At 67.9% G+C, this 21,392-nt stretch carries 20 protein-coding genes; 9 read left to right on the top strand and 11 right to left on the bottom strand.

Annotated features, from left to right (window positions below):
* Nucleotides 1-66: 66 nt before the first annotated feature.
* Nucleotides 67-2,241 carry a catalase gene (locus DBO33_RS23740; RefSeq protein ID WP_107657024.1) on the top strand — a complete coding sequence of 725 codons (2,175 nt, stop codon included), beginning with the start codon at nt 67-69 and terminating at the stop codon, nt 2,239-2,241.
* A gap of 52 nt (nt 2,242-2,293) precedes the next feature.
* Here the strand turns inward: DBO33_RS23740 and DBO33_RS23745 are convergent, their stop codons facing one another.
* Together DBO33_RS23745 and DBO33_RS23750 are read right to left on the bottom strand one after the other, a co-directional pair.
* Nucleotides 2,294-3,370: a cytochrome d ubiquinol oxidase subunit II gene (locus DBO33_RS23745; RefSeq protein ID WP_107657025.1), complete on the bottom strand. Its 1,077-nt coding sequence runs from the start codon at nt 3,368-3,370 to the stop codon at nt 2,294-2,296.
* Nucleotides 3,371-3,374: 4 nt separating this feature from the next.
* On the bottom strand, nt 3,375-4,784 hold the full coding sequence (locus tag DBO33_RS23750; RefSeq protein WP_107657026.1) for a cytochrome ubiquinol oxidase subunit I: 1,410 nt from the start codon (nt 4,782-4,784) through the stop codon (nt 3,375-3,377).
* A gap of 127 nt (nt 4,785-4,911) precedes the next feature.
* Between DBO33_RS23750 and DBO33_RS23755 the strand changes: the two genes are divergently transcribed.
* Entirely contained in the window at nt 4,912-7,032 is a 2,121-nt protein-coding gene (locus DBO33_RS23755) for an amylo-alpha-1,6-glucosidase (RefSeq protein ID WP_107657027.1), read from the top strand.
* A gap of 101 nt (nt 7,033-7,133) precedes the next feature.
* Here DBO33_RS23755 and DBO33_RS23760 read toward each other — a convergent pair whose 3' ends face one another.
* Nucleotides 7,134-8,045 (bottom strand): manganese catalase family protein, encoded by a 912-nt coding sequence (locus DBO33_RS23760; RefSeq protein ID WP_107657028.1) that lies wholly within the window; start codon nt 8,043-8,045, stop codon nt 7,134-7,136.
* 176 nt (nt 8,046-8,221) lie between these two features.
* Between DBO33_RS23760 and DBO33_RS23765 the strand changes: the two genes are divergently transcribed.
* A complete protein-coding gene (locus DBO33_RS23765) occupies nt 8,222-8,839 on the top strand; it encodes a hypothetical protein (RefSeq protein ID WP_107657029.1) in 618 nt (205 codons plus the stop codon).
* Nucleotides 8,836-9,888, top strand: coding sequence for an NAD-dependent epimerase/dehydratase family protein (locus DBO33_RS23770; RefSeq protein WP_107657030.1), 1,053 nt, complete (start codon nt 8,836-8,838; stop codon nt 9,886-9,888). Before DBO33_RS23765 ends, DBO33_RS23770 begins: the two co-directional genes overlap by 4 nt.
* Here the strand turns inward: DBO33_RS23770 and DBO33_RS23775 are convergent.
* Genes DBO33_RS23775 through DBO33_RS23790 form a run of 4 tightly spaced genes read right to left on the bottom strand, consistent with a single transcriptional unit; the run spans nt 9,885 to nt 12,794 of the window.
* Nucleotides 9,885-10,358, bottom strand: coding sequence for a DUF1360 domain-containing protein (locus DBO33_RS23775; protein WP_107657031.1), 474 nt, complete (start codon nt 10,356-10,358; stop codon nt 9,885-9,887). The two genes, DBO33_RS23770 and DBO33_RS23775, sit on opposite strands and share 4 nt — an antisense overlap.
* Nucleotides 10,355-11,524 (bottom strand): zinc-dependent alcohol dehydrogenase, encoded by a 1,170-nt coding sequence (locus DBO33_RS23780; RefSeq protein ID WP_107657032.1) that lies wholly within the window; start codon nt 11,522-11,524, stop codon nt 10,355-10,357. The genes DBO33_RS23775 and DBO33_RS23780 overlap by 4 nt, the downstream gene beginning before the upstream one ends.
* A 15-nt stretch (nt 11,525-11,539) precedes the next feature.
* A complete protein-coding gene (locus DBO33_RS23785; protein WP_107657033.1) occupies nt 11,540-12,058 on the bottom strand; it encodes an SRPBCC family protein in 519 nt (172 codons plus the stop codon).
* Nucleotides 12,059-12,086: 28 nt separating this feature from the next.
* Nucleotides 12,087-12,794, bottom strand: a complete 708-nt coding sequence (locus tag DBO33_RS23790; RefSeq protein ID WP_107657034.1) for a hemerythrin domain-containing protein — start codon at nt 12,792-12,794, stop codon at nt 12,087-12,089.
* 223 nt (nt 12,795-13,017) lie between these two features.
* Here DBO33_RS23790 and DBO33_RS23795 point away from each other — a divergent pair, with 223 nt between their 5' ends.
* Nucleotides 13,018-13,572, top strand: a complete 555-nt coding sequence (locus DBO33_RS23795) for a DUF4142 domain-containing protein (protein ID WP_159080449.1) — start codon at nt 13,018-13,020, stop codon at nt 13,570-13,572.
* Between the two features lie 63 nt (nt 13,573-13,635).
* Here DBO33_RS23795 and DBO33_RS23800 read toward each other — a convergent pair whose 3' ends face one another.
* Together DBO33_RS23800 and DBO33_RS23805 are read right to left on the bottom strand one after the other, a co-directional pair.
* The gene (locus tag DBO33_RS23800; protein WP_107657036.1) at nt 13,636-13,977 is read right to left on the bottom strand and encodes a hypothetical protein; all 342 of its coding nucleotides are present in this window, start codon (nt 13,975-13,977) and stop codon (nt 13,636-13,638) included.
* On the bottom strand, nt 13,964-14,713 hold the full coding sequence (locus tag DBO33_RS23805; RefSeq protein ID WP_107660535.1) for a GAF and ANTAR domain-containing protein: 750 nt from the start codon (nt 14,711-14,713) through the stop codon (nt 13,964-13,966). The genes DBO33_RS23800 and DBO33_RS23805 overlap by 14 nt, the downstream gene beginning before the upstream one ends.
* Nucleotides 14,714-14,980: 267 nt before the next feature.
* On the opposite strand from DBO33_RS23805, the gene DBO33_RS23810 reads away from it, so the two are divergent.
* Genes DBO33_RS23810 through DBO33_RS23820 form a run of 3 tightly spaced genes read left to right on the top strand, consistent with a single transcriptional unit; the run spans nt 14,981 to nt 16,854 of the window.
* Nucleotides 14,981-15,982: an iron-containing redox enzyme family protein gene (locus DBO33_RS23810; RefSeq protein ID WP_107660536.1), complete on the top strand. Its 1,002-nt coding sequence runs from the start codon at nt 14,981-14,983 to the stop codon at nt 15,980-15,982.
* Between the two features lie 31 nt (nt 15,983-16,013).
* Nucleotides 16,014-16,667 (top strand): HemK2/MTQ2 family protein methyltransferase, encoded by a 654-nt coding sequence (locus DBO33_RS23815; protein WP_107660537.1) that lies wholly within the window; start codon nt 16,014-16,016, stop codon nt 16,665-16,667.
* Nucleotides 16,645-16,854 (top strand): CDGSH iron-sulfur domain-containing protein, encoded by a 210-nt coding sequence (locus DBO33_RS23820; RefSeq protein ID WP_107657037.1) that lies wholly within the window; start codon nt 16,645-16,647, stop codon nt 16,852-16,854. The genes DBO33_RS23815 and DBO33_RS23820 overlap by 23 nt, the downstream gene beginning before the upstream one ends.
* Before the next feature lie 81 nt (nt 16,855-16,935).
* Here DBO33_RS23820 and DBO33_RS23825 read toward each other — a convergent pair whose 3' ends face one another.
* On the bottom strand, nt 16,936-18,249 hold the full coding sequence (locus tag DBO33_RS23825) for an APC family permease (protein ID WP_107657038.1): 1,314 nt from the start codon (nt 18,247-18,249) through the stop codon (nt 16,936-16,938).
* Nucleotides 18,250-18,545: 296 nt separating this feature from the next.
* Nucleotides 18,546-19,406: a helix-turn-helix transcriptional regulator gene (locus DBO33_RS23830; protein WP_199856731.1), complete on the bottom strand. Its 861-nt coding sequence runs from the start codon at nt 19,404-19,406 to the stop codon at nt 18,546-18,548.
* A gap of 103 nt (nt 19,407-19,509) precedes the next feature.
* Here DBO33_RS23830 and DBO33_RS23835 point away from each other — a divergent pair, with 103 nt between their 5' ends.
* Nucleotides 19,510-21,351, top strand: coding sequence for an AMP-dependent synthetase/ligase (locus DBO33_RS23835; RefSeq protein WP_107657039.1), 1,842 nt, complete (start codon nt 19,510-19,512; stop codon nt 21,349-21,351).
* The last annotated feature ends 41 nt before the right edge of the window (nt 21,352-21,392 follow it).

Raw genomic sequence — 21,392 nt, forward strand, 5'->3', positions numbered from 1 at the left:
AGGACAGCTGGGCAAGCCGCTCGCGAGAGAACCTTTGTGCCCGCTCGCCCTCAGGAGGTGCGTCGAATGCCCGGATCCAGCCGTCGTTCGAAGTCGAAAACGCCGCCCGTCGTGCCCGGAGCGCCGTCCGTCACCGCTCCCTCGGTGACCGAACCGACGCAGCCGCACGAACCGCTGCCGCCGAAACCGGACCAGGCCGCCCCGCGGCCGAGCACGCCGACAGGGGTGCCGGTGCCTGCCCCCGTCGAGGCGATGGCGCAGCAGGGCGCCTACCTCACGACGGCGCAGGGTGCGCGGGTGCCCGATACCGACCACTCGCTGAAGGCGGGTCCGCGCGGACCGGTGCTGCTGCAAGACCACCACCTGCGCGAGAAGATCACCCACTTCGATCACGAACGCATCCCCGAGCGGGTCGTGCATGCCCGCGGCGCGGCCGCGCACGGGGTGTTCGCGGCCAACGGCGCGGCGGAGAAGATCTGCTGTGCGTCACTGTTCGAAAAGGGCAAGGAGACGCCGGTTTTCGTGCGGTTCTCCACCGTGCTCGGTTCGCGCGGTTCGGCCGACACGGTGCGCGACACTCGCGGTTTCGCCACCAAGTTCTACACCGACGAGGGCGTGTTCGATCTCGTCGGCAACAACATCCCGGTGTTCTTCATCCAGGACGGCGTCAAATTCCCGGACATCATCCACGCCGGAAAGCCGCACCCGGACCGGGAGATCCCCCAGGCGCAGAGCGCGCACGACACCTTCTGGGATTTCGTCACGCTGCACACCGAGGCCACCGCGCACACCCTGTGGAACATGTCGGACCGTGGCATCCCACGCTCCTATCGCATGATGGAGGGCTTCGGGGTCCACACCTTCCGGCTGATCAACGCGCGCGGCAAGACGGTTCTCGTGAAGTTCCACTGGAAGCCGAAACTCGGTGTGCACTCGCTGCTTTGGGAAGAAGCGCAGATCGCCGCCGGTGTCGATCCGGACATGCACCGCCGCGATCTGGCCGATGCCATCGAATCCGGCGCCTTCCCGCAGTGGGACCTCGGCGTGCAGGTGTTCCCGGACACCGAGGAGCAGACCTTCGAAGGCATCGATCTGCTCGACCCCACCAAACTGGTTCCGGAAGAGCTGGCTCCGGTGCAGGTGATCGGCACGATGACGCTCAACGCCAACCCGACGAACTACTTCGCGCAGACCGAACAGGTGGCCTTCCACCCGGGTCATCTGGTGCGCGGCATCGATCACACCGACGACCCGCTGTTGCAGGGCCGCCTGTTCTCCTACCTCGATACCCAGATCTCGCGCCTCGGCGGACCCAACTTCGCGCAGCTGCCGATCAACCGGCCGCACGTCGGCACCAACGATATGTTCCGCGACGGAATGCACCAGACCGCAGTACATTCCGGCGTCGCGCCCTACCGGCCGAACAGCCTCGACGGCGGTTGCCCGTTCCTGGCCGGGAACAAGGACGCCGCGCTGATCGAGTACCCGGAGGCGGTCGCGGGCAAGAAGGTGCGCGAGGCGCCGAAGAGTTTCGATGACCACTTCAGCTCGGCCCGGCTCTTCTACGCCAGCCTCTCGCCGGTCGAGCAGGCGCACGTCGCCAAGGCTTACACCTTCGAGCTCGGCAAGTGCTACGAGAAAGCGATCAAACTGCGCGCCGTGACGGTGCTGCGGCAGATCGACGAGCGGCTCGCCCAGACCGTCGCCGCGGGGCTCGGCTTGCCGCTTCCGGCAGGCAAGGCGAACAAGAAGGTCAAGGTGGCGGTGTCGCCCGCACTCTCTCAGCTCGGCGGCAAGTGGCCCACCGACGGCCGGATCATCGGCATCTTCGCCGACGAGTCCACCGACCTGAAGGACCTGGCCGCCACCGTCGCCACCATCTCGGGGCAGTCGATGACCCCGCTGGTGATCGCGCCGCACGGCGGCGAACTGGAAAGGGGCGGAACCCAAGTGACGGTGTCGCGCACCCTCGACACCGTCCGCTCCATCGAACTCGACGCCCTCGTCATCGCGAGCACCGCGGACGACGTCCGACTCACCCTGCTCCTCCAGGAGGCGCACCGCCACCTCAAGGGGATCGCCTACACCCCCGACGGGGCGGATGCCCTTCGCGCCGCCGGTATCCCGGACAGCTCGGCCGGTGTCGCGGCGACCAAGACCGTCGCCGCGGCGTTCGATGCGATCGCCGCGTTGCTGCCGGAGCACCGCGTGTGGGCCAGGGGTGCTGAGTACAGCGTCTGACGGCGCGACACCACCGCTGCGGCTACTGAACTGGCTCGCCGCAGCGGTGGTATCAGTCCGACCGACCCTGAGGTGCCGGTGAGCGGGCAGGGTCCCCGGACTGCTCACCGGGACCGCGGTGGATGGTTTCGTCACGGACCCACGCGTCGGTCTGGGTCAGCCAGAACAGATAAACGAGCGCGGGAACGACCGTGACCGCGGCGAGAGCGACGACGATCAGCAGCGCCTGCAGCGTCGCCCGCGCTCCCGCAGCCTCGGCGATCAGCATCTGGTCCACCAGGATCCACGGTGTTTGTGCCACGGCCCATCCGATGACGATCGCCGCGACCGCGACCACCGCGGCGATGCGGGCCGGACGGTAGCGGCGGCGGTACACCAGAACGAGCGTGAGCACCCCGGCGGCCGCCGACACCACGATCAGCGGAAAAGCCCGGCCGAGTAGACCGGCACCGAGCGTCGGTGCGTCATGGCGGATCGGCACGATCGCGGCGATCGCGATCGCTCCGGTGAGCGCGCTGACCGTCAGCACGCGTGGGCGCAGGTACGCCGCCAGCGCCGGGTCGCCGGAGCGCGCGGCGTCGGCGGTAAGGAATACCCCGGCGAGGAACGCGGAGGTGCCCACCGCGAGCAGGCCGCCAAGTAGCGAGGTGGGGTTGAGCCACGAGGTCAGCTGGTCGCCATATCCTTCGGCCGGCACCCGCCCCGACGCGATCGCACCCGCGACCGTGCCGAGGAAGAACGGAGCGATCAGTGACGCCCCCGCGAACAAGGCGCCGAACAGCCGGGCTTGGCTCATCGTCGCCGAGTACTTGCGGAACGCGAAGTTGGCTCCGCGCAATACGATTCCGAGCAAGGCCAGACTCAACGGGATGAACAGCGTGGTCGTGATCGCGGCGAACACCGTGGGGTAGGCCGTCCACAGGAACACCAGAATGTAGATCAGCCACACATGATTGGCCTCCCACACCGGGCCGATGCTGTGGTCGATCAGCACCCGCAGCCGGCCCCCGCGACGGGCCCCGCCCGCGGTCAGGTCCCAGAACCCGGATCCGAAATCCGCGCCACCGAACAACCCGTACAGCACCACCCCGGTAAACATCGCGGTCGCCACCACATCCGACAGTTCCATCGCCTCACCGCTTTCCGGCGCGCTGCGCCTGATCGATCGGTGCGGCTCCGGGACCGTATGGGGCGGAGATGGTTTCGGCGCCCGCGCGCCAGCGCCGGGTCATCGAACGCAATACGACGATCGCGCCCACCGTCATGCCGAGATACACCACGAGCACTCCGATATAGCTCCACCACAGGCCGGTGCTCGTGCCCGCGGCGTCGGTGGTGCGCAGCGTGTGCCACACCGTCCACGGCTGTCGGCCGACCTCGGTTGCCACCCAGCCGCATTCGAGCGCCAGCACGGCGAGCGGTCCGGAGGCGACGGTGGCGCGCAGGAACCAGCGGGCACCGAGCAGATCAAGCCGACGCCAGCGCAGCAGCCAGAATACGACGACCATCGCCGCGAGCAACGTGCCGATGCCAACCATGGTCTGGAACGCGAGGTGGGTGACGTTGACCGGCGGATGTTCGTCGGCGGGAACCGAATCCAGGCCGGGGATGGGCGCGGTCAGCGAGTTGCGGGCGATGATCGAACCGAGTCGTGGGATCTCCACCGCGCCACGGACTTCCCCGTCCACCAGCACGCCGCCGAGCCGCAGCGGGGCCGGGCCTTCAGTGGTCGTCGCCAATTCGAAGGCGGCCAGCTTCGCGGGTTGAGTGTCGTGCACGCGCATCCCGAGCACATGCCCGATCACCGGTTGCAGCAGCGCGGCGACGGTCGCGAAGACGAACGGCACCGTGAATCCGAGCCGGTGGTGCTCGTCGCGGCGCCCCCGCAGCAGGCCGGCGGCGTACACCCCGGCCACCACGAAACCCACCACCATGAACGCGCCGACCCACATGTGCGCGAACTGCAGGACGGCCCCGTCGTTGAACATCGCCCGCCACGGGTCCACGTCGGTGACCTGGCCGTCGACCAGCCGGAACCCGGTCGGGTTGTTCATCCACGCGTTGACGCTGACGACACAGAATGTGCCGACCACCCCCGCCGCCGCCATCGGGATGAGCATCGCGAGGTGCCGCCGCGGCGGCATCCGACCCCAGCCGTACAGGTAGATACCGAGAAAGATGGCCTCGATGAAGAACGAAAGCCCTTCGAAGGCAAAGGGTAAGCCGAGCACGTCGCCGTAGCGGCCCATCAGTCCCGGCCACAGCAGGCCCATCTCGAAGCTGAGGACCGTGCCCGATACCGCGCCGATGGCGAACAGGATCGCCGACACCGTCGCCCACCGCTTGGCGAGACCAAGCGCGACCGGATCGTCGCGCGTGATTCCCCGGCGGTGCATCACATAGATCATGGCGGGAAAGGCGACGCCGAAGCACGCCAGCACGATGTGCCAGCCCAGCGAGAACGCCATCTGCTGGCGAGCGGGCAACAGTCCCGGCGGCCCATCCCCTGCCGCATAGAACGCGGCCAGTACGTTCGACACCATCACAGCCCCTTCCCGCGAAACCGGCACCCGCCCACGGGGCGCACCACCTCCTCCGGCCGGGGGTATCCCCTTTTCGCCACGCCTAACCGGCGCACCGCGTTTGCTGGATGATGGCTGGGGTAGGCGCATGCGTATGAGCAGCTCGGACCCGAAGATCCTCGGCATGGGGTCACCCGTGGCCGTCGACTCCGGTCTCGGCACGGTGACGCTGGTCGAGGGCAGCACGTTCTGCGTCTCCAACAGCCTCGGCGACATCCGGCCGGGCACGGCGCACGGCATGTTCTACCGGGACGCACGGGTGCTGTCGCGCTGGGAGCTCCTGGTCGACGATCAGCCGCTCGAACAGCTGGCCGTACGCAGCCACGAACCGTTCAAAGCGCGCTTCGTGCTGCGGAAGCCGCCGCAGGCCGGGCTGGCCGACAGCACCGTGCTCGTCGAGCGGCGCCGACTCGTCGGGGACGGGCTGGCCGAGGTACTGACCGTCTGGAACCTCGGGCAGGAGGACACCGCGCTGAGCCTGACACTGCGGGTAGCAGCCGACTTCGTCGATCTCTTCGCGGTGAAGGAAGGACGCTGGGGACCCTCAGCGAGCGAAGCGGCGGTAGCCGGGGGCGACCTGCTACTCACCGACCGGGATGAACCAGGACGCGGTCTCGCGGTCAACGCCACCGCACACCCTGTCGTCCAAGTGGACGGATTGCGCTGGCAAGTCGTCATCGGCGCCAGAAGCCAGTGGCAAGCACAAATATTCGCCCAGCCGATCCACGACCATCACCGCGCTCCGCCGATCACCCGCGACGCCGAAGACAGCCCGACCAATCGAATCCGGGCCTGGCGAGCAACCGCGACCCGGTTGACCGCCACCTCCGCGATGCTGAGACAGGTCCTGCAGCGGACCGAGACCGATCTCGGTTCGCTGCGCATCGATGAGGTCGCCGACGACTCCCCCGCGTACGTGGCCGCGGGCGCGCCGTGGTTCATGACACTGTTCGGCCGCGACAGCCTGCTGACCTCGTGGATGGCCTTGCCACTGGACAGCGAGCTGGCCGTGGGCACCCTGCGCGAACTCGCCAAAACGCAAGGCACGAAGACCGATCCGCGCACCGAGGAACAGCCGGGGCGCATCATGCACGAGACGCGGCGCGGTCCGGTCGGCGGCCCGACGCCCGGCGGGAACGTCTACTACGGAACGGTCGATGCGACCCCGCTGTTCGTCATGCTGCTGGCCGAATGCTGGAAGTGGGGCGCCGAGCAGACGCGCGTCGAAGAACTACTACCCGCCGCCGATGCCGCGCTGGCCTGGATCGATGAGTACGGCGACCTGGACGGCGACGGGTTCGTCGAATATCGGCGCAAGACCGATCGAGGGCTGGCGAACCAGGGCTGGAAAGACAGCTACGACGCGATCAACGACGCGGACGGGAACCTCGCCGCGCCCGCGATCGCGCTCGCCGAGGTCCAAGGGTATGTCTACGCGGCCCGTGTCGCCCGCGCCGAAATCGCCGACGCCCTAGGCGATCCCGAGACGGCCGCCCGGCTGCGCCAGGCGGCCGAAGAGCTCAGAGAACGCTTCGACGCGGCGTTCTGGGACCCGAAGAACGGCTGCTACGCCATCGCGTTGGACGACCGGAAACACCGCGTCGACGCGGTGACCAGCAATGCCGCCCAATGTCTTTGGACCGGCATCGTCCAGGAGCGGCGCGCGGGCCAGCTGATCGAGCAACTCGGCGGACCCGCCATGGACAGCGGTTTCGGGTTGCGCACGCTGGCCGAGCACATGGGTGCGTACAACCCGATGAGCTACCACAACGGATCGGTCTGGCCCCATGACACCGCCATCGCCGTGGCCGGACTACTGCGGTACCGGCACGTGCCCGGTGCTCGAGCGCTGGCCCATCGTCTGGCGACCGGACTGCTCGATGCCGCCGCCGAGTTCGGCGGCCGGCTACCGGAGCTGTTCTGTGGCTTCTCGCGCAACCGCTTCCGGTTTCCGGTGCCGTATCCGACGTCCTGTGCCCCACAGGCGTGGGCCAGTGCCGCACCGCTGCTGCTCGTCCGCTCAGCCCTCGGATTGCACCCGCACGTGCCCCAGCGCATCCTGAACCTGACACCCCGGATACCGGCTGCCTGGGGCACCGTGGAACTGACGGATCTGCGGTTGGGGCCTGCGACGGTCACCATTGTCGCCGAGGGCAATACGGCCCGCGTGCACAGTCTCCCGCACGACTGGCAGCTATACATCCACTGATGCGACGGTTACCGCTGGGGCGGGATACCGCGCTGTCGATGATCCGGGGGCACCGGCGCGGCGTGCGGGCCGGTGCCCCCGTCGGTGAAAACGGTTGCCGCTCAGGGCTTGTTGGGATCCAACGTGTCCTTGATCTTGCCGACCAGACCTGCCTGGGTGCCCATCTCGGTCGAGCGCGGCTTGCCCTGGGAGCCGTCGTAGGTGACGTAGAGCTGCGGGTCCGGCGGCGGCGGAGCGGCCTTGTCTCCCAACGGAACCGGGTCCGGGATGAAGCCGTTCTTGTGCACGCCGTCCGGTGCCGTGCCGTGGGCCCACATGCCCTGATCGGCGGCGACGCCGTCGGACAGATGCCAGAGGCTGGTCGCGTGCTCGGCGTGTTCCTCGTCGAACAGCGCGTTCGGGGTGATCGTGTCCTCGATGCCGTCCGCCTTGAGCTGCGCGATCGCCGACAACCAGAGATTCTGGTGGTAGGTGTCGCGGGCCAGGTTGAACTTCAACATGTCCTTCACGCCCGGGTCATCGGTCATGTGGTACAGCCGGGCGGTCTGGATACGGCCCTGAGATTCGGCGGTGACGTTGGCCCGGAAATCGGCGAGCAGGTTACCGCTGGCCACGATGTAGCGGCCGTTCCACGGCACACCGTTGCTGTCCGCCAGCACCGGACCGCCACCGGACACGATGGCCTGCTGCGGATCCATGCCGCCGAGCACCGCGGCGACCACCGGATCGCCCATCGCCGCCTGGGTGGCATGGGTCGCGGGCGCACCCTCGAGCAGCCGGGCCACCATGGTCGCGATCATCTCCACGTGACCGATCTCCTCGGTCGCCACGTCCATGATCATGTCCTTGTACTTGCCGGGCATCCGGCAGTTCCAGCCCTGGAACAGGTACTGCATGGTCACGGTCATCTCACCGAAGGCACCGCCGATCAGCTCCTGGAGCTTGCGCGCGTACACCGGGTCCGGCTTCTCCGGCTTGACGTCGAATTGCAAATGGTCGGTATGACGAAACATGTCGGGCCTCCAGCCATCAAAGTGATCCCCTTCTCGACGCGTCTACCGCTGAACCCATTGCGTAAACACGGTTTTCGCGACTTGTTCGGCGACTTCCGGCCGCAGGCCCGCAACAGATACCCGAGCTTCGGCATATCCGTCGCAAACGGGGTATACGGGTCCCGAAAGGGGTACACATGAGCAACCAATTCGCGGTCGCGGACGACCGGCCGGCCTCGCCGGTCCAGTCGCGTATGGCGTTCGCCGACAACGTGTTACGGGTGGCGACTCGGCCGGAACACATCGCCGGGGTCATCGCGCAGATCATCGGCGACCACATCGAAACCGGCCCGATCGCCCTGGGCCCTGGCGGGATCGTCGCCGCGACAGCAGCGGGCCGGGCCGAGGGCGTCCAGGTCGTGCCGTCGGAGACGGACTGCTGCGAGATGTCGGTGCTCGTCCCGGTCGCGTTCCGCATTCAGGCAAGCCTGGGCGGGATCGCGGCGCAGTACTTGGCCGCGGCCTGTGTGCGGACACGGGTCACGCTCGTGCCCGACGCACCCTGCGCCCTGCTCATCCAGCATCAACGGATCTCCCGGCAGGACGTGGTCACCAAGGTGCGCGGACAGAACACGCTCGCGCGCCTGACCGAGCCCTTCGCCCGCCTGAATTCCCTGGTCGCCGATCAGGTCGTCGCCTACGTCAACGCCCTGGTGACCAGCCCGCGGGTGCAGGCGTTGAGCCGCATCGACGTCGCCGAACTCATCGACCGCGCCTTCGACACCGGCGCGATGACGGGCCGCGGGTACCCGTGAAGGTTGTTGTCACCGGGGCCAGCGGCAATATCGGTACGGCACTGCTGCGTGCGGCGCAGGCCGAGAAGTGGGACGTGGTGGGTATCGCCCGCCGTCCGCCACTGCCGGAGCGCGCGCCATACGCGGGCGTGCGCTGGATCCACTGCGACATCGGCGACTCGGCGGCCATACCGACGCTGACCAATGCGTTCACCGAGGCGGACGCAGTTGTCCATCTGGCGTGGGCGATCAATCCGCGCACCGAAGAACCGCCCATGGAGCGCACGAACCGGATCGGCACCGCGAACGTGCTGCGCGCCGTGGCCGCCTCGGGGGTCGCCCACCTGACGTGTGTCTCCTCGGTGGCGGCCTACACCCCGGCCGCGCGATGGCGACGAGTCGACGAGCAATGGCCGCTGACCGGAATCGAAACCAGCGCCTACAGCAGGAGCAAGGTCACGCTCGAGGAACAGCTCGACGTGTTCGCCCGCGCGCAGCCCTCGACCCGCATCGCTCGGGTGCGTCCGTGCGCTGTGGCGCAGGGTGCCGCCGCCGCAGAGGTGGCCGACTGGGTACTGGGACCGTGGCTGCCGCGCTCCCTGGCCGGGCACCGCCGGCTGCCGGTACCGCTGTGGCGGGACCTCCGGTTGCAGTTCGTGCATGCCGAGGATGTCGCCGCGGCGATCCGGCTGATCCTCCTCGAACAAGCAACCGGCGCATACAATCTCGCCGCCGAACCGGTTGTCGCGGCGCCCGCGCTCGCCGCAATGCTCGGCGGATTCCGGCTGCCGGTGCCACGGCGGGTGCTGACCGCGGCCGCGTGGGCCGGTTGGCGCCTCGGCCTGGCACCACTGCACCCGGGCTGGCTGGAGCTGGCCGACCGGGCGAGCCTCGTCGATACCGGCAAGGCCCGCCGAGAACTGGGTTGGTCGCCGAAATATGACGCCACCGCCGTGGTCCATGAACTCGTCACCGGACTACGCACGCACCGGCGCGGCGACAGCCCGGTGCTCGCCCCACCGCGAGCACCGTTCCGGTTCGGCGCGCCGACCCACCAGAGCCAGCACTAACCTTCGGCCAGCTGTTGCGCTTTGGCGTAAGCGAGGTGCAGGAAGTCGGCGCCGGCCAAGGCCGTCATCCCGTCGGCCACCAGGCGGGTCGCCCGGGGCGCGAAGACGTGTCCGATGGTGAGAGCGGTGACGGCCCAGACGTCGAAACAGAAAGGACAACTGAGTAATTCGCCGAAGCTGTGCTGTAGGCCCGCGTCGTCCTTCGGCTGCTCCATTACTTCACCGGGACCACCGGCGTCGTCGGTCTCCTCGGTGAACGGGGCACGCACGGGTCTGGTGACGGCGGCCTTGGTCACCGTGCGGGAAAGTTTGTGTGCGGCAGCGGCGGTGGTGATCAGATCCCGCGCCGACATGCCGCGCGGGAGTTGCCGATCGGTCACCCTGCCCAACAGTGCGACCGCGGCGACGATGATCGCGTAGAGCGTCATCGTCGCCGCGTAACCGCCCAGGCGGCGCTGATTCTCGGTCATGGGCGGAAGACCGCCCGGATGCAACCTTCCCGCTTGTTCTTGAAGATGTCGTAGCCGCGCACCGCGTCCTCGAGCGGCAGGTCATGCGTGATGAGGTAGGACGGATCGAGATCGCCCTGCTGGATGTAGTCGAACATCCGCGGCACGTAGCGCTGCCCGTGCTGCTGCGAGGACCGGATCGTCAGACCCTTGTTGGTCACCACGCCCATCGGGAACTTGTCCGTCAGGCCGTAGACGCCCAGCACCGACACGACGCCACCCTTGCGGCAGGCGATGATCGCCTCGCGCAACGGCGTCGCGCGGTCGGTCTCCAGCCGCAGCAATTGTTTTGCGCGGTCATAGATCTGCTGCAAGCCGGTGCCGTGCGCTTCCATGCCGACGGCCTCGATGCAGGCGTCCGGGCCGCGGCCGCCGGTCATTTCCCGGATCGCCTCCGGCACACTGTCCACCGCGGTGTAGTCGATGGTCTCGGCGCCGAACTGCTTGCGCGCCAACGCCAGTCGTTCCGGGTACCGATCGACGACGATGACCTGGCCCGCGCCGAGCAGGCGGGCGGTGTGCCCGGCCATGAGGCCGACACCACCGCTGCCCCACACCGCGACGGTGTCACCGGGTGCGATGTCGCAGAAGTCCGCGCCCATCAGTCCGGTCGGCACGGCGTCGGAGAGGAACAGGGCCTGCTCGTCGGTGATGCCTTCGGGGATGGTGAAGCAGTTGACGTCGCCGAACGGCACGCGCACATACTGCGCGTGGGATCCCTGATAGCCGCCGAACGGATGGGTGTAGCCATAGATTCCGCCGGTCGGGTACCCCAGAATCGGCTGTTGCAGTTCGGCATTCGGGTTCGTGGTGTCGCATGACGACCACAGTTCGTGCTCGCAGAACCAGCACGATCCGCAGCCGATGAACGACGGAACCACCACGCGGTCACCGACTTTGCGCGCGGTGACCTCACTGCCCACTTCGACGATCTCGCCCATGAACTCGTGGCCGAACACGTCGCCTTCGCGCATGCCGGGCAGATAACCGTCGATGAAATGCAGGTCCGAACCACAGGTCGTGGTCAGCCCGACCCGCACGATGACGTCGTGCGGATTGAGTAATGACGGATCGTCGACGGTCTCCACCGCCAGATCGTTGACGCCGTTCCAACAGAGTGCACGCATTTGTCGTCTCCCAGGTCAGTGCGCGGCCGCACGCGCGCTCGGATTGTGGGCAAGGGTGGGCAGCTCGCCGGTCTGCATCAGTGCGCGGGCCCGGTAGAGTGCCTTGAATGTTGCTGCGCCGGTGAGCAAGTCGGGTATCGGCGACTTCACCCGCAGGGTCACCTCGGTGCCGAGATCGCGCGGCGCGTCCCGGAACGTCACCCGGATCTCCGCAGCCTCAGACGGGTCGCCGTTACCGGTGGTACGCACGAAACGCAGGCCGCCCTCCTCCGGCTCCAGCCTGGTATCCCAGGTGATCGACTCCTCGTCCGGGCGGTGCAGGATCCATTCGTAGCTCGTCGGTCCCGTCGCACGGACCTCGGCGAGGTCGCCGAGTACCCGCGACAACTTGTCGGGATCACGCCAGAACTGTTCGACCTCGGCCCGCGGGCGGCTGATGGTGACCGTCTGCGTGCCGCCGCTGCTACTGCCGGAGTCGATGACCTTGCCCACCAGATCCGTCAGCTGTTCCTTGGCTTTATCGATGTAACTCATCTGGACTCCTTCGTGGTCCGTCGGTGAATCAGGTTCTGGTGCTCGGATGTTCGCCGCGGCGCAGCGGCGGCAGGTGTTCGACGGCACCGGCCACCGTGGCCAGGCTGCGGCTGGCGCCACGACACCCGGCCGCCAGCGGTGCCGGTGCGCGTCGCGACAGCTGGTCGAGCCGATCTCGCGACCGGTCCAGCCCGGTGAGCGGCAGCGCGGCGAGCGCGTTACCCGGTGGTCGGCGCGCGACGGTCGGGTGCGGACGGGTGGGCGCGGTGTATCGGACCGCCAGCCACAGCACCCCGGCACGGCGCAACGCACGGGGATCCAGCGCTTCCTGCAATTTCGGCAGCAAGACGTCTTCCTCATCCCGCGCGTCCTGCCGGAGCAGCTCGGCGATGCGCCCGAACAGCTGCAGATGCTGAAGACTTCCTGGATCCGTCTGCTCCAGGTCGGTGAACAGCTCGTTGATCTCCTGGTGCTCCTGTTCGACCCGCAACGTCAGTGCCTCCCCGTCGGGCAGCGTCCGGCGAACCAGCGGCCACAGCACCGCCTCCTCCGCGAACGCGTGCGGGAAGACGAGGCGGCACAGCGCGGTCAGCGCGTCCTGCCGCTCGCCGCCGGTGGTGTTCGCGACGCGCTCCAAGAGCAGGTCCAGTCGCTGATGATCGCGGCGTTGCAGCGTCAGAACGCTCAGTGCGCCACCGAGTTCCGTTTCGGTTTGCACGGAAAGCGAGCGTGGCATCGGTCCTCCTCGGGGAACGCGGTATGCGAGTCGTCGAACGCCTACCCGGCCGCCGAGGCGGCAAACCACATCCGCGTATTCACGCGGCGTCTCCGTGCCGGGCGCGGCAGCCGGGCACATGTGCTGGGGATTCGCCCCGCTCCGACCCGGCGACGCCGTCGCATATCTCGGTCCCGAGCGGGCACCCGAGCCGCAAGAAGCTCGTCGATCAAGGAGAAGAACAATGAGATCTCTGCACCGCGCGCTCCGGGCCACCGCCGTGGCCGCAGTCGTCGGACTCGGCACGGCCACAGTAGGATTCGGCGTCGCCGGGGTCGGCTCCGCGCAACCCGCCGACCAAGTGGCGCTGCCGTATCAGGACAGCACCTACCTGATGGTTTCGCATCAGTCACACATGGCGGAGATGATCTCCGGGAGCCGCGCCACGCTGGCGGGCGAGTGTCCGGCGGTGCGCGCGCTCGGCGCCATGCTGGTCGCCGACCACACCCGCCTCGACGCCATGGGCGCGGCGGTCGCGCTACCCAACGGCGTGCCGCTGCCCGTGACGCCGAATGCCGAGCAGTCCCAGCAGATGTGGGATACCGGGATGCGATTCGGACGTGACTTCGACCTGTCCTGGCTGCGCATGCAGGAGCGTTTCCATGTCCAGTCGCTGCAGGCCGGAGCCCGCCAAATGGAGCTGGGCACCGACGAGCGGGTGACCGGGCTGGCGCGCGACGCCGCGCCGGCCATTCAGCATCACCTCATGATGGTCCGGGATGCGATGACCACCTGCTGATCCCGGCCACCGCGGCGGGATCGACGAAGCTTCCGCCGTCGCCGCGCAAGGCCGTACGGAGCGCTAATTCTCGGTGTCCGGCTCGGCGGGAGGGTGCCGCGCAGTGAAGGGGTTCGCGTCGGGTCCGCCGGTTTCCTGATTGACGGTTTCCGGTAGTTCGACGGGCAGGTAAGGGGCTCGGGCCGGGGCGATCTCGTCCAGACGTTCGTTGATCGCGAGTGCGAGCATGTCGTGTTGCAATGACGGCAGCTCCATCAATCCGCTCAGATATGCCTCCATCTCCATCCGGCCGATGATGCCGCCGAGGGCGAAGTAGCGCAGCCACAACTCGTTGACGGTCAGCTCGCTGGCTCGGTATGCCGCGGCCAACCGATCCCGGTAGCCGTTCGCATCAGGAAGATCCATGACCGGCCTCTGCCTTACGGGCGGTCGACGCGACGATCTCGGCAGCGACCGCGCGGATCGACCTCCGCCGCTGACCGGCCAGCTCGATCAGGCGCAGGTAGGCCCGGTCGGCGTCGACTTGCTCGCGCACCATCAGGATGCCGCGGGCGAACGCGATGGTTTCGCGTGACTGGAGCGCGTCTTTGAGATCGTCGCTGAATTGCTGGGCGGACTGCGCGGTCTGCAGCTGCAGCAACAGGATGCTGATCAGCTCGGCGAACCGGCGCAGCAGATCCTCGCTGACCTCGGTGTAGGCGTGCGGCCTGCTGGAGTAGACCTTCAACGCACCGAGGGTGTCGCCGTCGGCCACCAGCGGCGCGGACAGTACCGATGCTATGCCCAATTCGGTTGCGCGCGAAGCCCATTGCGGCCAGCGCTGGTCGCGGGCCACGTTGTCCACGCGGATCAGCAGGTGGTCGTTCCAGGCCGTCAGGCAGGGTCCTTGTTCGAGCCCGTATTGCAATGCGTCGGCGGCCTCCACCAACGAGTCGGTAGCCGCGGACGTGGTGCGCTGACCCGCACTGTCGAGCAAACTGATGCCGGACCCGGAGCTTGCCGGAATCACATCGGCGGCCAACGAGGTGATCCGCGCGAGCGCTTCGGCCACGGCTTGCTCGGACCACAACAAGCCGGACGCGTGGGCGTAAGCCGCCGACAGTTGCTCGGCGACGTTCTCGGGGGAACCCCCGTCGGTCATCACAGCACCTCGATCCTGACAACGGAACAATTCGGCCTGCGGTGCGGTCATTATCGTCCGCTCACGCCCCCGGCGGCAGTCCGATTCATGCACGCACCCCGAGCTCATAAGCACTACCGGTATGCCCATCGTCGGTCCCCGCAAACGAGCCCGGACCGGGGGCGGCCCGCTGGTTCGGCAGACGCCGTGGTGTGGTGTGTGACGAGGTCGATGTCGCCGGTGCGCGAAGTTGCGCGTCGAGTGCTGGATGAGGGGTATCTGGAGATCATGACTACCTCTCACCACACCGAGGTCGGCGCCTTGCCCGCGCCGCGCGGCGAGCTGTCCGCCGGGATCGTCGATGTGCTCTCGGGCGCCCCCGGCAGTGCCGTCCCGACGTTGCCCGAGGTCGACCCGTACGGCGAGGATTTCCAGCTCGCCCTGCATACCTGCTACGAACTGCATTACTACGGTTACCGGGCGGTCGACGACGGCTGGGAGTGGGATCCGGGGCTGCTCGCCCTGCGCGCGACCATGGAGCAGCACTATCTGCGGGCGTTGCGGGCGGACGTGCCCGGCGGGACCGATCTGGACGCCGAACTCGAGCAGTTGCTGGTGACTCCGGTGGAGGAGTCGGGGGTCAGCGCGTTTCTGCGGGACGAGGGTGAACCGTGGCAGTTGCGCGAGTACTTCGTGCACCGCTCGATCTACCACCACAAAGAGGCCGATCCGTACGCGTGGGTGATTCCGCGGCTGCGCGGCCAGGCCAAGGCGTCGCTGGTCGCGGTCGAGTTCGACGAGTTCGGCGGCGGGCGCGGTGAACGCGTGCACGCCAAGCTCTACGCCGACCTGCTGGCCGGTGCCGGATTGAATCCGGACTATCTGCATTACCTCGACATCGTGCCCGCGCCGATGCTCGCGCTGGTCGACATGATGTCGCTGTTCGGCCTGCATCGCGCCTGGCGTGGCGCGCTCGTCGGGCATTTCGCGACGGTGGAGATCACCTCCCCGCCGGGTTCTCGCCGGATGGCGCAGGCGCTGGGACGCTGGGACTCCGATCCGGCCTGTGCGCTGTTCTACAACGAACACGTCGAGGCCGACGCGGTACACGAGCAGGTGATGCGCGAGGCGATCACCGATCTGCTCGACCGGGAACCCGAGTTGCGCGAGTCCGTGGTGCTGGGCATCCAGGTGACCAACATGCTGGAGGACCGCTTCGGCGACCACGTGCTCGGGTGCTGGCGCGCGGACCGCACTTCGCTGCGCGAACCCCTAGATGATCGTGATTGATCTCGCCGCGGACGGGCATTGCTCGAAGGTGATGTTGATACGCACCCCTGGTGTTTACCGACCGCAGACAGACACATGGTTGCTGGCCGCCGCTCTGGCCGATGCCGCACTCCCCCGTGGCGGGCGTGTGGTCGACATCTGTAGCGGAACCGGCGCGCTGGCCGTCCACGCGGGCCTGGCGGGAGCCGCCTCCGTCACCGCGGTCGACATCTCCCGCCGGGCGAGCGCGTCCACCTGGCTCAACTGCCGACTGCGCGGCATCGACGTCGAGGTGCTGCGCGGCGATTTCGAAACGATGCTGCGGCATCGCCAATTCGATGTGCTGCTTGCCAATCCCCCGTATGTGCCGGCCCGGCCTGGACCGCCGCCGCGGGGCCGAGCGCGGGCCTGGAATGCCGGGCAGGACGGCCGGTCGTTTCTGGACCGGCTCTGTGCGGCAACCCCGCACCTGCTAGCCCCCAACGGCACCGCGTTGATCGTGCACTCGATGGTCGCCGATCCGGACCTGACCATCACGCAGCTGCGGCGCGGCGGATTGAAGGCCGCGGCGGTCGCGCGCACGACGATTCCGTTCGGACCCGTGATGCGACAATGCAGCGATCATCTCGTCGACGAGGGACTGATCCAACCGGGACAGCAGGACGAGGAATTGGTGGTGATCCGTGCCGACAGGACCCGAAAGTGACCGGCGGCGAATAACTTTCACCGAGGACGGGCCGGCGCTGATCGAAGGGCCGGTGGAGATCGTCACCGCCGACGGCAAGCGGATCGACTGTGATCGATTCCAGGTGGCGTTGTGTCTGTGCAAGCGGTCGAAGAATTACCCGCTGTGCGATACCAGTCATCGCAAGCGCAGTCGTCGCGCTAGTTGAGCCGTTCGCTCGCAGTCCCCTGCCTGTTGTCCGGCACGGCTCCAATCTCGGATCGCGCACTGCCCGTATCAAATCAGGGGCCTAGCTGTCCTGACCTTGCCGCACCAGATCGCCCCGGCGTGCACGGGCCGCGTTGACGGCGGCGAGCAGTACGCCGACACCGACCAGGATCAGACCGCGGACCCAGACCTCGCCCTCGATCCGGGTGAACAGGAACAGGCACGACGCCAGCGCCAGCCACGGGACGACGGTCGGAATCCGGAAGTGATCCGCCTCGCCCTCGGTGTTCCGTAGTACCAGCACCGCCGCGTTGACCGCGGAGAAGACGATCAGGAGCAGCAGCACCAATGTCGCTGCGAGCGAATCGACTTCACCGGTCAAGGCGAGAATCAGCGACACGGCGGTCGTCGCCAGAATCGCGACCCATGGGGTGCGGCGGCCTGCCAGGATCCGGCTCAGCACCGGCGGCAGCAAACCATCGCGGGCCATGCCGAAGGCCAACCGGGACGACATGATGCCGGTGAGCAGCGCACCGTTGGCGACCGCGACCAGTGCGATCAGGCTGAACACCCAGTCCGGTATGTCACCGGCTGCGCGGACGACCTCCAGCAGCGGTCCGCTGGACTGGCTCAGTTGCTCCGTCGGCACGCTCGCGCTGGCGACGATGCCGATCAGCACGTACACCACGCCCGCGGTGAGCAACGCCGCGAATAGTGCTGTGGGATAGGACTTTCGCGGATTCTGGACTTCTTCGGCCAGATTCACCGAGGTCTCGAATCCGACGAACGAGTAGTACGCCAGCACCGTGCCCGCCAGCACCGCACCCACCGCACCGTGCTCGGCGGTTCCGACCTGGGTGAGCCGATCCAGGTCGGCGTCGCCACGCGCGATGATCCAGGCACCGAGGCCGATGATCAGCACCAGACCACTGAGCTCGATCAGCGTCGCCGCCACGTTGGCGCGCAAAGACTCCTTGATCCCGCGAATATTGAGTGCGGCGAGCGCGGCCAGGAACACCACCACGACCGCCATCGACGGCAGCGAGATCAGAGCTTGCAGATAGTCCCCGGCGAACGCCCTGGCCAGCGCGCCCACTGAGACCAGCCCGGCGGCGAGCATGCAGAACCCGACGAACGATCCGGCGGCGGGCCCGAAAGCGGTGGTCACGTAGTGCGCCGAACCACCCGCGCGCGGAAATTTGGTAACCAGCTCGGCATAGGAGCCGGCGGTGAGGGTGGCGAGCACGAGCGCGGTGAGCAACGGCAGCCAGATCGCACCGCCCGATTCGCCGGCCACCGCACCGACCAGCACGTAGACGCCGGCCCCCAGGATGTCGCCGAGAATGAAGAAGTACAGCAGCGGTGTGCTCACCGCCCGTTTCAGTGCGAGGGCCATCTTCGTCCAATACCCAGATGATCTCTGTTGACGCTCGGGCCGTGCGCGGATCCGGTGTGTGGCCCGCCCGGCTGGAACTCGCGCTCCGGCCGGGCGGGCCACTTCCCCGTTCACCCAGGGACGCCGCCACGTCCGCATGGGCACCCCCCCCCTAACCGCTCCGGACGCCCGCAGTGCGCACGCCACTCGGATACCACCCAGGTTCCCCGTGGATCCCGCACCCTCTCTCGGGATACGCACCGACTTCGGGGCCCGTAACCAGTGCGGATCCCAAGAGAGGGTGCAGCGTTGGGGGTTCAGTGTGTGTGGTCGACCGAGGGGGCGTCGGGGTGTGCGAGCAGCCAGTCCATTCGGTGTTTGCTCGCCTCGTCGGCCGGTGTCCAGACGGTGATGAGGGTTTCGGGGGTTGCGGTGAGGTCGAGGCGGGTCAGGGAGAAGGAGAGGTCGCCGATGGCGGCGTGCCGGTAGGTCATGATCGCGCTGGGTGGTGTCGCGACGTCGTGGGTGGCCCACAGTTGCGCGAACTCGGGGCTGGCTGCCGCGAGCCTGCGGATCAGTTCGGTCCAGGACGGGTCTTCGAGGTGCTGGCCGAACGCGGCGCGGAACGAGGCCACCATGTGCGGCAAGCCGGTATCCCGGTTCACGAAGCGGCGGCAGCATTCCGGGGTGGTGAACAGCTCCCACAAAACGTTGCGGGAGCTGTCCGGCGCGGTCAGCCGCGGCCACAACGCCGCACACGGGGTGTTCCAGCCGAGCAGATCCCAGCGGCTGTTGAGCGCCGCGGCCGGGAACCCGGACATGCTGTCGAGAATTGCCTGCACGGTGGGGGTGATGCGGGCGGCGCTGGTCGCGACCGCGGCGATCGGCACGTCGGCCAGGTGATACAGGTGGTCGCGCTCGGGGTCGCTGAGCTGGAGGGTGTCGGCGATGGCGTCGAGCACCCGGCCGCTGACGTTGATCGGCCTGCCCTGTTCCAGCCAGGTGTACCAAGTGACGCCGATCCCGGAGAGCAGGGCGACCTCTTCCCGCCGCAAACCCGGTGTCCGGCGCCGCAATCCGGGCGGCATGCCGACATCGGCGGGCGTGACGCGGTCCCTGCGGCTACGCAGGAAGGCCGCGAGCTCGGTACGGCGGGCGGAAGGGGCGGTCACAGGCACCGGCCCATGATCCATCATCGGTCGATCGGTTGCCAGGTGTTGCCAACACCAGTGTCGCGAGACTCTTGGTATCCCTCTCGTGGGCTGCGCAGGGTTCTCACTCATGAAGTTGTTGAGTAGTCCGGTGGTCGGCGGCGCACAGGCGGCGACGGAACGGGCGGAGTTCGAGCGAGCCATCGCGGGCCGGACGATCTGCGATGCCCTCGCCGACACGGCACGCCACCATGCCGAGTTGCCCGCGTTCACCCAGCACGGTTCGACCATCACGTGGGGCGAGACGCGGCAGCGGGTACTGGAGGTTGCCGCCGCGTTTGCCGAGTTGGGTATGGCGCCCGATGACGTGGTTGTCCTGGCGATGAGTAACCGCACCGAGCACGTCCTCGCCGACCTCGGTGCGGTGCACGCCGGTGCGGTACCGAGCACCGTTCACGATGGCCTCGCCGCCGATCAGATCGCCTATGTCGCAAGGGATTGCGGCGCGAAGTACGCCGTCCTCGATGGTCAGGAACAGCTGGACCGCTGGCTGCCGGTGCTGGCCGACCTGCCCGGGCTGCGCAAGGTGATCGTGGTCGATGCGGCGGCCTGTCCACCTGGTGGTCAATTCCTCAGCTGGACTGAACTTTTGCGCATCGGGCAGCAGCGGCTGGCGGCCGCACCGATCGACCAGCGTTGGCAGGCACTGACTCCCGACAGCACGCTCACCCTGCTCTACACCTCGGGCACCACCGGTAATCCGAAGGGCGTGATCATCACCCACCGGATGGCGCTCTACCAGGAGGCCGTCTCGTCGGCGGCCGCGTCCGCCGCGCGCAGCACCGAGGTGTCCCATATTCCGTTCACGGCCGTGTCCACCCGAATGTTCAACCTGTACATGCCAGTGGTGCGCGGTTCACACACCCATTTCTGCGCCGACCTCGCCCAGTTGCCCGCCGTGTTGCGGGCGGCCCGCCCGCACATCTTCCGTGGCGTGCCCCGGGATTGGGAACAGATGATGGCCGTCGTCCAGGCACAGCTCGCACGGGAGGGCGAGACCGCCACGATCGCCGAGGCGATGCGGGCCGGGCGGGCCTACGTGGAGAGTCGCCAGTTCGGACGGTCGCCGACCACGGCGACGGCCGAGAAGTTCGCGGCGGCCGACGCTTCGGTGCTCGCTGGTCTGCGTGAACAGCTCGGGCTCGACCGGGTGCTGTACACGATGAGCGCCGGTGCCCCACTGCCGGTGGAGGTTTCGCGTTTCTTCGCGGGGCTCGGACTGCTCATCCTCGACGTCTACGGAATGACGGAAATGACCGGCGCGGTCACCGGCAACAACCCGGTCGCCTTCAAGCTGGGGACGGTCGGTCGCGCGTTGCCGGGAATCGAATTACGACTCGCCGCCGACGGCGAGATCCAGGTCCGCGGCGCGGCGCGCACCCCTGGCTACTTCGGATTACCCACGGAGACAGCCGAACTGGTGAACAGCGACGGCTGGCTGCACACCGGTGACCTCGGCGTGCTGGATTCCGACGGCTTCCTGTCGCTGGTCGGCCGGAAGAAGGAAATCATCATCACCACCAACGGCAAGAACATCGCGCCGGCCGCGGTGGAGAACCTGCTCAAGGAACACCCGATCATCGGGCAGGCTTTGGTCTTCGGCGATCGGCGACCGCATCTGGTCGCCGTGTTCACCCTCGCAAGCGAAGTCGTTCAGGCGTGGGCGGCGGCGCGCGGCCTCGCCGGCGGCCCGGCCGAACTGGCCGAGCATCCGGTGGTGCTGGCGGAGGTGCGGTCGGCGGTCGCGGCGGCCAATGCCCGGCTCGCCGCATTCCAGCAGGTCAAGGCGTGGCGGGTGCTGCCGACGCCGTGGACCGACCAGAGCGGCGAGCTGACGTCGACCGGCAAGGTCAAACGTCCGGTCGTGCACGCCGAGCAGGCCGAGCTCATCGCCGCCATGTACGCCGCTTGACCACAGCACCAGTCCTATCCATCGCAATGCCGAGGAGGCAC

The organism is Nocardia suismassiliense, from assembly GCF_900269665.1.
Taxonomy (GTDB): Bacteria; Actinomycetota; Actinomycetes; order Mycobacteriales; family Mycobacteriaceae; genus Nocardia; species Nocardia suismassiliense.